12 protein-coding genes are annotated in these 9,801 nt (G+C 70.7%); 2 read left to right on the top strand and 10 right to left on the bottom strand.

What is annotated here, in order from left to right:
- Window positions 1-75: 75 nt before the first annotated feature.
- Window positions 76-375: a hypothetical protein gene (locus AX685_RS20035; protein ID WP_066491965.1), complete on the top strand. Its 300-nt coding sequence runs from the start codon at window positions 76-78 to the stop codon at window positions 373-375.
- A 54-nt stretch (window positions 376-429) separates the two neighbouring features.
- Here AX685_RS20035 and AX685_RS20030 read toward each other — a convergent pair whose 3' ends face one another.
- On the bottom strand, window positions 430-1,224 hold the full coding sequence (locus tag AX685_RS20030) for an alpha/beta hydrolase (protein ID WP_197418740.1): 795 nt from the start codon (window positions 1,222-1,224) through the stop codon (window positions 430-432).
- 187 nt (window positions 1,225-1,411) lie between these two features.
- Here AX685_RS20030 and AX685_RS20025 point away from each other — a divergent pair, with 187 nt between their 5' ends.
- On the top strand, window positions 1,412-2,110 hold the full coding sequence (locus AX685_RS20025) for an aspartate/glutamate racemase family protein (RefSeq protein WP_066491967.1): 699 nt from the start codon (window positions 1,412-1,414) through the stop codon (window positions 2,108-2,110).
- A gap of 10 nt (window positions 2,111-2,120) precedes the next feature.
- Here AX685_RS20025 and AX685_RS20020 read toward each other — a convergent pair whose 3' ends face one another.
- From AX685_RS20020 to AX685_RS19980, 9 genes are all read right to left on the bottom strand, one after another.
- Window positions 2,121-3,191 (bottom strand): 5-(carboxyamino)imidazole ribonucleotide synthase, encoded by a 1,071-nt coding sequence (locus tag AX685_RS20020; protein ID WP_066491963.1) that lies wholly within the window; start codon window positions 3,189-3,191, stop codon window positions 2,121-2,123.
- Window positions 3,188-3,664, bottom strand: a complete 477-nt coding sequence (gene purE, locus AX685_RS20015; RefSeq protein WP_066491952.1) for a 5-(carboxyamino)imidazole ribonucleotide mutase — start codon at window positions 3,662-3,664, stop codon at window positions 3,188-3,190. The genes AX685_RS20020 and purE overlap by 4 nt, the downstream gene beginning before the upstream one ends.
- A 53-nt stretch (window positions 3,665-3,717) precedes the next feature.
- A complete protein-coding gene (locus AX685_RS20010; protein WP_066491949.1) occupies window positions 3,718-4,719 on the bottom strand; it encodes an LLM class flavin-dependent oxidoreductase in 1,002 nt (333 codons plus the stop codon).
- A gap of 173 nt (window positions 4,720-4,892) precedes the next feature.
- Complete coding sequence (locus tag AX685_RS20005; protein WP_066491947.1) at window positions 4,893-6,068, bottom strand: acyl-CoA dehydrogenase; 1,176 nt, start codon at window positions 6,066-6,068, stop codon at window positions 4,893-4,895.
- Between the two features lie 64 nt (window positions 6,069-6,132).
- On the bottom strand, window positions 6,133-6,462 hold the full coding sequence (locus AX685_RS20000) for a hypothetical protein (RefSeq protein WP_066491945.1): 330 nt from the start codon (window positions 6,460-6,462) through the stop codon (window positions 6,133-6,135).
- A complete protein-coding gene (locus tag AX685_RS19995; RefSeq protein ID WP_066491943.1) occupies window positions 6,459-7,652 on the bottom strand; it encodes a molybdopterin-dependent oxidoreductase in 1,194 nt (397 codons plus the stop codon). The genes AX685_RS20000 and AX685_RS19995 overlap by 4 nt, the downstream gene beginning before the upstream one ends.
- Complete coding sequence (locus AX685_RS19990) at window positions 7,645-8,247, bottom strand: NADPH-dependent FMN reductase (protein ID WP_066491939.1); 603 nt, start codon at window positions 8,245-8,247, stop codon at window positions 7,645-7,647. The genes AX685_RS19995 and AX685_RS19990 overlap by 8 nt, the downstream gene beginning before the upstream one ends.
- 11 nt (window positions 8,248-8,258) lie before the next feature.
- Window positions 8,259-9,320, bottom strand: a complete 1,062-nt coding sequence (locus AX685_RS19985) for an LLM class flavin-dependent oxidoreductase (protein WP_066491934.1) — start codon at window positions 9,318-9,320, stop codon at window positions 8,259-8,261.
- Between the two features lie 49 nt (window positions 9,321-9,369).
- A partial coding sequence (locus AX685_RS19980) for an aldo/keto reductase (RefSeq protein ID WP_197418737.1) occupies window positions 9,370-9,801 on the bottom strand: 432 nt, incomplete at its 5' end.

Raw genomic sequence — 9,801 nt, 5'->3', positions numbered from 1 at the left:
GGCGCCCGCCGCCGCCGCCGCCCCCACCGCCGCGAAGTGAGCACGCACGACGTAACGTACGCAAGGGAGAGCAAGATGGCCGGAGTGGACGGAACCTACGATTGCACCGTGAAGTCGCCGCTGGGCGACCAGAACCTGACGCTGACGGTGAAGGCCGACGGCAACAGCTTCACGGGGCAGGCATCGGGCGCGATGGGCGCCGCCGACGTCACCGGGACGGTCGACGGCAACACGCTGTCGTGGAAGCAGCAGATGACGTCGCCGATGCCGATGACGCTGGACATCACCGCGACGGTCGATGGCGACACCGTGACCGGCAACGTCGGCGCGGGCGCGTTCGGCAGCTTCCCGCTGAACGGCAAGCGCACCGGCTGAGCGGGACCGACGATGATGGCGCGCGGGGGGCGATGGCGTTCCCCCGCGCGCTGTTCATTTCCGACGCGCGCCGTGGCGATCGATCCACGCCGCGATGCGCCCGATCACCTCATCCTCGATCCCGGCATAACCGTGCGGCGTCAGCGATCCGCAATCGTCGTCGCCGCGGGTCGTGCCGCCATCGACATGGACGACCGCGACGTCGGGACTGCGGCGTAGCGCCGCGGCGATGCGCGGGGCCGCGCCCGGCGGGGCGACGCGGCACCGGTCGGCGCGATTGGCGACCACCAGCGCGGGCACGCGCACCGCGGCCGGATCGGCATCGAACACCGTTTCGCCGCTGCCGCCGGGCACCGAAACCGATTCGGTCAGCACCAATCCGGCAAGCGTCCCCGGACGGGCGTGCGCCGCGCCGTTCATCGCCGCGATCGCCCCCTGGCTCGTCCCCAGCAGGAACACCGGCGCCCCCGTCTGCCGGCGGGCGAGCGCGATCAGCGCCGTGACGCGCCGCGCATAGGCAGGCGTGCTGCGCTGTCCGCGCAGGCTGGCGTGGTCGACGGTATCGGGGATCAGCACGGCATAGCCGCGCGCCTTCCACGCCGCGCGGGTGCGCACGACGAAATTGTGATCGTGGCGGATATCGCCGTCGCGCGTCAGCCCGATATCGCCGGTGCCGCCGGGCAGCATGACGATCGCGGCGCGCGGGGTGGGCGGCGCGGCGATCAGCACGCGCTGATCCGTGCCGCCCGCCAGCGGCACATCGACGACCCGTTCGGACGCGGCGGCGGGACACGCGACCGCCGATGCGGCGACGAGGCCGAACGTCGCGACGCGCGAGCGGTGACGCATGATCATTCCTTCCTGTTCCCGGCGGCCGCAGGATACGCACGGCGCGGGCCTGCGGCATCCCCGATCCGTCGACTCGGGTGAAGACGGTGCGGCGATCGGGCAATCGCGCATGTCGGCGTCGGACGGGTTTCGGCCCGCCCACCGTCGCGCTACGGCGCCTCGCGACGAAGCGGCACGGGGAATGACGATGCGGACGATCGGGCTGATCGGGGGGATGAGCTGGGAGAGCTCCGCCGAATATTATCGCATCGTCAATGAGGGGGTGCGCGACCGCGTCGGGCCGACCGCGTCGGCATCCTGCCTGTTGTGGTCGTTCAACTTCGCCGAGATCGAGGCATTGCAGCATCGCGGCGACTGGGACGCGCTGACCGCGCGGATGACGCAGGCGGCGCGCGCGCTGGAGGCGGGCGGGGCGGACGTGCTGCTGATCTGCACCAACACGATGCACCGGATGGCCGATGCGGTGCAGGCGGCGGTGTCGATCCCGCTGCTACATATCGCCGATCCCACCGCCGAGCGGATCAGCGCGGCCGGGCTGCGCACCATCGGGCTGCTGGGTACCGCGTTCACGATGGAGCAGGTTTTCTACAAGGGGCGGCTGGCGACGCGCCACGGGCTGGAGGTGATCGTGCCCGACGACCGCGATCGCGCGACCGTCCATCGCATCATCTATGACGAATTGGTCGCGGGGCAGGTCCGGCCCGAATCGCGGGCGGCGTTCCGCGACGTCATCGCGCGGCTGGTGGAACGGGGCGCGGAGGGGGTGATCCTGGGCTGTACCGAGATCATGCTGCTGGTCGGCGATGCGGACAGCGCGGTGCCGGTGTTCGATACCACCGCGCTGCACGCCGCGGCGGCGGTCGACTGGGCGCTGCGCGCGGATTGAGACGCGCGCGTCAGCCCCGCGTGATGCGCGTCACATGCCCCATCTTGCGGCCGTCGCGCGTCTCGCGCTTGCCGTAGAGGTGGAGGTAGGCGTTCGGCTCGGCGACCAGGGCGGGCCAGCGTTCCCAATCGGCGCCGATCAGGTTTTCCATCTCGACATGCGTGCCGATCAGTGCGGTGTCGCCCAGCGGCAGGCCGCAGATCGCGCGGATGTGGTTGGCGAATTGCGAGGTCGCCGCGCCCTCGATCGTCCAGTGCCCGGAATTGTGGACGCGCGGCGCCATTTCGTTGAACACCGGGCCGTCCGCGCCGGCGAAGAATTCGCAGGTCAGCACGCCGACATGCCCCAGCGCATCGGCGATTCGGCCGGTCAGCGCCGCCGCTTCGGTCCATTGCGCCGCGATTTCGGCGGGGGCGGGCAGGGTGGAGCGGTGGAGGATCGCGTCGCGATGCTCGTTCCATGGCGGCGGATAGCTGGTGACGGTGCCGTCCGCGCCGCGGACCAGCACGATCGAGAATTCGTGCGTGAAGGGGACGAACGCCTCCAGCACCGCGGGCGCGCCGATCGCCTCGAACGCGGCATCGGCATCGGCGGGGGAGGAGAGGCGCATCTGCCCCTTGCCGTCATAGCCGAAGCGCGTCGTCTTGAGCACCGCGGGGCAGCCGATCGCGGCGATCGCATCGTCCAGGTCGGCGCGGGTGGCGACCGCGTGCCAGCGTGCCGGGCGGCCGCCGACCTGCTCCACGAACGATTTTTCGCGGACCCGGTCCTGCGCGACTTCGAGGCTCATCGGGGAGGGGTGGACGGGTACGCGGTCCGCCAGCCAGCGCACCGGCGCGGCATCGATATTCTCGAATTCGTAGGTGACGACGTCGCATTGCGCGGCGAAATCGGCCAGCACCACCTTGTTGTGGTAATCGGCGCGGGTCAGCGAGGAGGCGGTCTGCGCCGCGACGCTTTCGCGGTCGGGCGCCAGCACATGGGTGCGATAGCCCAGGTCCGCCGCGGCGCTGGCAAGCATCCGGCCCAGCTGCCCGCCGCCCAGGATGCCGATCGTGCTGCCGGGGGGAAGCGCGGTCATGCCGGGTCGGTCGCCACGCCGTCGGTCTGCGCGCGGCGCCAGTCCTGCAACCGCTGCGACAGCGCCGGATCGGCCAGCGCCAGGATCGCGGCGGCCAGCAGCGCGGCGTTGATCGCGCCGGCCTTGCCGATCGCCAGCGTGCCGACCGGGATGCCGCCGGGCATCTGCGCAATCGAGAACAGGCTGTCCATGCCCTTCAGCGCCTTCGATTCGACCGGCACGCCCAGCACCGGCAGGTGCGTCATCGACGCGGCCATGCCCGGCAGGTGCGCCGCGCCGCCTGCGCCGGCGACGATCACCTTCAGCCCGCGGTCCGCCGCGCCGGTGGCGTAGTCGTAGAGCCGCTGCGGGGTGCGGTGCGCGGACACCACCTTCGCCTCATACGCGACGCCGAGCGCGTCGAGCGTCTCGGCGGCGTGCCGCATCGTCTCCCAATCGGAGGTGGACCCCATGATGATGCCGACGTGCGCCATCGCGCGCGGTTAGCCGGGCGCGCCGGTGGCGTCCACCCCCTATGCGGGGCGCGTCAGGCGGCCGCGCGGTCCAGCGAGCGCATCGCCTCCGCGGTCAGCGTGACCGACCGCTTGCGCGCGTCGTGATCGTAGATCGCGCTGGCGACCATCACCTCGTCGACGCCGGTGCGCTCGACGAACGCGGCCAGCCCGCGCGCGACGTCGTCGCGCGTGCCGATCGCGCTGGCGGACAGGACATGGTCGAGGATCGCGGCATGGGCGGGCGGCAGCGTGGCGCGATAGCCCTCGACCGGCGGGCGCATCCGCCCGGGATTGCCGGTGCGCAGCGCGACGAACGACTGCTGCTGCGACGTCGCGATCAGCTCCGCCTCCGCACGGGTATCGGCGGCGAAGACGTTGAACCCGGCCATCGCATAGGGCCGGTCGAGTACTGCGGAGGGACGGAAATCGCGGCGGTAGATCGCCAGCGCCTGGTCGAGCGCATCGGGCGCGAAATGCGACGCGAAGGCATAGGGCAGGCCGAGGATCGCGGCGAGCTGCGCCCCGAACAGGCTGGAGCCGAGGATCCACAATTGCGGCCGCGCCCCCGCGCCGGGGGTGGCGCGGATGCCGGTGCGCCCGTCGTCGGCGAAATAGCTTTGCAGCTCGACGACGTCGTTGGGGAACTGGTTGGCATCGCTGTTCAGATTGCGGCGCAGCGCCTGCGCGACGCGCTGGTCGGAACCGGGCGCGCGGCCCAGCCCCAGGTCGATGCGCCCGGGGAACAGCGCGTCGAGCGTGCCGAACTGCTCGGCGATCTGCAGCGGCGCCGAATTTGGCAGCATGATCCCGCCCGCGCCGATGCGGATCCGCGAGGTCGCGTGGCCGACATGCGCGATCACCACCGCGGTGGCGGCCGATGCGATCCCCTCCATCCCGTGATGTTCGGCGACCCAATAGCGGTCGAAACCGACCGCCTCGGCATGACGCGCGAGGTCGGCGGCGTTGGCGAGCGACTGCGCCACCGTACCGGTGTCGGTAACGGGGACGAGATCGAGCAGGGAAAGCCGTGTCATGTCAGCAAAGTGGGGATGCGCGGCGCCGGATGCCAGCGGTTCGCGCTTGGGGCGGGTGAAGCGCGGCTTTGGGCGGGTGTCGTCTGGTCCACGGGGAGGCCCCAGCCTTCGCTGGGGCGCCGGCTGTGCCCAAAGCCGTCACCCCGGCGAAAGCTGCGGCCTCCGCGTGCCTGTCAGAACGCGGCGATGCCGGTGATCGCGCGGCCGAGGATCAGCGCGTGGACGTCGTGCGCGCCTTCGTAGGTGTTGACGGTTTCCAGATTCATCGCGTGGCGCATCACCTGATACTCGCCCGAAATGCCGTTGCCGCCGTGCATGTCGCGCGCCATCCGCGCGATGTCGAGCGCCTTGCCGACGTTGTTGCGCTTGACGATCGAGATCATCTCCGGCGCGTAATCGCCCTCGTCGAGCAGGCGCCCGACGCGCAGCGACGCCTGGAGTCCCAGCGCGATCTCGGTCTCCATATCGGCCAGCTTCTTCTGGAACAGCTGCGTCGCGGCGAGCGGGCGGCCGAACTGATGACGGTCGAGGCCGTACTGGCGCGCGGCGTGGAAGCAGAATTCGGCCGCGCCCAGCGCCCCCCAGCTGATCCCGTAGCGCGCGCGGTTGAGGCAGCCGAACGGGCCCTTCAGTCCCTCGACATTCGGCAGCAGCGCATCCTCGCCCAGTTCCACCTCGTCCATCTGGATCATGCCGGTGATGCTGGCGCGCAAGGAAAGCTTGCCCTCGATCTTGGGCGCCGACAGCCCCTTCATCCCCTTTTCCAGGACGAAGCCGCGGATCGCGCCGCCGTGCGCGTCGCTCTTGGCCCAGACGACGCAGACGTCGGCGATCGGCGCGTTCGAGATCCACGTCTTGGCGCCGGAGATGACATAGCCGCCGTCGACCTTGCGCGCGCGGGTGGTCATGCCGCCGGGGTCGGAGCCGGCATCCGGCTCGGTCAGGCCGAAACAGCCGATATATTCGCCGCTCGCCAGCTTCGGCAGATACTTGCGGCGCTGCTCCTGCGAGCCATAGGCGTGGATCGGGTACATCACGAGGCTGGACTGCACGCTCATCATCGAGCGGTAGCCGGAATCGACGCGCTCCACCTCGCGCGCGACCAGCCCGTAGCTGACATAGCCCGCGCCGACGCCGCCATATTCGGCCGGGATCGTCGGGCCGAGCAGCCCGAGCGCGCCCATTTCGCGGAAGATGTCCGGATCGGTATGTTCGTCGGCGAAGGCGCGGATGACGCGCGGCGCCAGTTTGTCCTGCGCATAGGCGCGCGCGCTGTCGCGGACCATGCGTTCGTCGTCGCTCAGCTGCGCATCGAGGAGGAAGGGATCGGCCCAGTCGAAACGGATCATGCGGATGAAATGCCTCTCGTTTTGAGAACCGCGTTACCGGATCGTCCCGCGCGGGGCCACCCCGTCAGCGGTTTTGCACCGCGAGCAACGCGGCGACGAGCCGCCCGTCCTGCGCCGGGTCGAGCGGGGCGCGATACGCCTCGCGCATCTTCGTGACAGTCGCCTGCCATTTCTCCGCGGTCAGCGGCGGCTGGCGGGTGACGAGGTCCGCCGAATGGCAGGCGGTGCAGCGCTGGGTCAGCAACTCGCCCGCCGGGCCGGCAGGGAAGGCGGCGGTTTCGGCCGGCAGCGCGATCGTCACCGACGCGGCGTCGTTCGCTGGGGCGGCGGGCGCGTCCGGCTCCGCGGAACAGGCGGCGAGCGCGATCAGCGCGGCGGGGGCGAGCCGCCTCATGCGGTACGGATCGCGATCGAGGGGGCGGGATTGCGCATATAGCCGCCGGGGTTCCAGATCGCGTCCATCGCCTGAGTCTCGTCAGCGGTGTTGGTGCAGCGCGCCCACAGGCGATAGCCGCCCGGGCGCAGCCCCGCGATGGTCGCGGACCAGCGGCGGAAACCGTAGCGCCCCTGATCGGGGCCGAGCCGCGCGGCGTGCCACGTCCGCCCCGCGTCCATCGACAGGTCGACGCGCGCGACGCCGTGCGCGCCGCCCATCGCCAGCCCGCGCACCGAGAAGGGCTGATCCGCGACCAGCTTCGTACCATCGGGCAGGGGAGTGATGAACGCGCGCGGCACCATCGCGCCGATCGGCACGGTCGGGAAATCCTTCGCCCCCGGCGCGACGTTCGCGCCGGGCGTGGCGGGGATGCGATACGCCTTGGCCATCCAGTAACCGTCGTCGGGCGCGGTCAGCACCTCGATCCGGTCGAGCGACTTGATCCAGTAGGTGGAATACCAGCCCGGTACGACCAGCCGGATCGGGAAGCCGTTGAGCAGCGGCAACGCCGCGCCGTTCATTGCGAATGCGATCATCACCTCGCCATCGCGCGCATGGTTGATCGCCAGCGACTTTTCGAACCATGGCGCGCCGGGCGGCGGGCGATCCAGCCCCGCCAGCCGCACCGCGACTGCGCCGGGCGCGACCCCGGCCATATCGAGGACGTCGCGCAGCCGCACGCCCGTCCACATCGCATTGCCGATCGCGCCGTCGCCCCATTGCGCGCCGGGGACGCGCGGGGTGAAGAAGCCGCGCGAATTGCCCGAACACTGGTTGACCGCCGCCAGCTCGACGCGCGGCAGCCGGCGCAGCGCGTCGAGCGAGAGCGCCAGCGGACGGCGCACCGCGCCGCCGATGCGCAGCCGGAACGCGGCGGGATCGACCGACAGCGGGATGTCGTCGTAATGCCAGCGGACGAAGAAGCGGTCGTTGGGGGTGAAGACGTCGTCGCCCAGCACGTCCATCGGCGTTTCGAGCAGCGGCGCGCGTTCGCGCAGCACGATCATCGCGCCCTTCTGCGGCCAAGTGTCCGCCAGCGCGCGGCGCCCGCCGGCAAAGCCCAGGTCGATATCCTGCGCCGCGGCCCCGGTCGCCAGCCCCGCGCCGCCCAGCCCGATCAGTCGGAGTGCGGCGCGCCGGTCAGGCATCGGTGAACGACGGTGCCAGATTGCGCGCGGGGGCGAAGCGCGCGACCTGCCGCCCGACCAGCCGGAGCTGTTCGACCACCGCCGGATCGCTGGCGCCGCCATCGGCATCGAACTTGGTCTGCGCCGAATTGACCGCGGCGGCGAACGGCGTCGGCCAGCCGCGCAGCGCGTGGACGATCGAGCGCAGCGCGGCGATCGTCGATCCGGTCGCCTGCCAGCCATAAGCGGTGGCGATCAGCCCGACGGGCACGTCGTGCAGATACGGGCGATCGGCATCGCGCGCGGTTTCCTCCAGCAGGTCGAGCGCGTTCTTGACGACGCCCGATATGCTGCCGTGATAGCCGGGGCTGGCGATGATGACCGCCGATGCCGCGCGCACCGCGGCGACGAAATCCTGTTCCCCGGCGGTCCGCTCGCGCGCGCGCGGATCGTAGAGTGGCAGCTGCGCCAGTGCCTCGCCCCCGAACAGGCGGGTGGCATAGCCTTCCTCCTGCGCGGCGGCGAGCGCGATGCGCAGCGCATGTTCGGTGGACGACGGGCCGCCGACGGTGCCGCCGATTCCCACCACCAACGGTTTCGTATCGGCACTGTCCACGGTCTGCTCCCTCACAATGGCGCGTGGTCGATCCGCGGCAGCACGTGGCGCGCGAACAGATCGGCTTCGGCGGCGTGAGGGTAGCCGGACAGGATGAAGGCGTCGATGCCCATGTCGCGATACATCCGGAGCTTCGCGAGCACCTGGTCGGGATCGCCGACGATCGCCGCGCCGCAGCCCGAGCGCGCGCGGCCGACGCCGGTCCACAGATTCTCCTCCGCATAGCCGTCGTCCGCGGCATTGTCGCGCAATGCCGCCTGCGCGGCGACCCCGGCGGAGGCCGAATCGAGCGACTTGGCGCGGATCGCGGCCCCTTCCTGCGCGTCCAGCTTCGACAGCAGGCGATCGGCATAGGCGCGCGCCTCCGCCTCGGTATCGCGCACCACCATATGCGCGCGATAGCCGAAGCGCAGCGTGCGGCCGTAGGCGGCGGCGCGATGTTTCATGTCGGCGATGATCGCGGCGACATTCTCGCGCTTGTCCGGCCACATCAGGAACACGTCGCAGGCGCGCGCCGCGGCGTCGCGCGCATCCGGCGAAAGCCCGCCGAAATAGAGCAGCGGCGCCTTGCCCGAAACGGTGCCGACGCGCGGCGGATCGATATCGAGCTGCCAGAACTCGCCCTGGTGGTTCAGGTGCTGGCCGTTGAGCAGCGTCTTGAGGATCTCCATCGCCTCGACCGTGCGGCGATAGCGCGGGGCGGAGGCGAGCGTTTCGCCCGGCATGTCGCTGGAGATGATGTTCACCTTCAACCGCCCGCCGCCGGTCATCCGGTCGATCGTGGCGATCTGGCGCGCCATCTGCGGCGGCCACATCTCGCCGATGCGGGTCGCCATCAGCAGGTGGATGTTCTTGGTCACCGTCGCGATCGCGGCGGCGAAGGCGGTGGTGTCGATCCCCAGCGCATAGCCCGACGGCAGCAGGATATTGTCAAACCCGCCGGTTTCGGCCTGCATCACGATATCGCGGCAATGCTCCCAGCTGGAACGCAGCGCCGGATCGGGCACGCCGAGGAATTCATAATCGTCGTCGCACAGCGCGGAAAACCACGCGATCTCGCACGGATTGCTCACTTCCCTCTCCCTGCCATGTCGTTGCTGCCGGTCGCGTCATCGCGCGAGGTTACGGCAGCCGTTCGCCACGTGCCGCGACCAGCACGTCATACCAGTCCTGCCGCGACCAGCGGATGCGGAAGGCATCGACCAGTTCGGCGATGCGCGCCGCATTCTGCGTCCCCACGATCGGGATGACGCGCGCGGGATGCGCCATGATCCAGCTGTAGGTCGCCGCGGTGCGCCCGACGCCGAAACGCTGCGCCACCGCATCGAGCGCGGCGGCCACGGCTTCCTCGCGCGCGCTGCCCGGCTGCGCGATGCGCCCGCCGCCCAGCGGCGACCAGGCGAGCACCGCGAGGTCCATTTCGATCGCCTGGTCGATCAGCCCGTTGGTCAGCGGATCGAGGAACAGCGGCGAGAATTCGGGCTGCTGCGAGGACAGCGGCACCGACAGGAACGACGCCAGCGCGCGCGTCTGATCGGCGGTGTAGTTGGACAC

Source organism: Sphingomonas sp. CCH9-F2 (assembly GCF_001556735.1).
Taxonomy (GTDB): Bacteria; Pseudomonadota; Alphaproteobacteria; order Sphingomonadales; family Sphingomonadaceae; genus Sphingomonas; species Sphingomonas ginsenosidimutans.
Note: the sequence above shows the minus strand (reverse complement) of the source record. Positions and strands in the feature narration are given on the sequence as shown.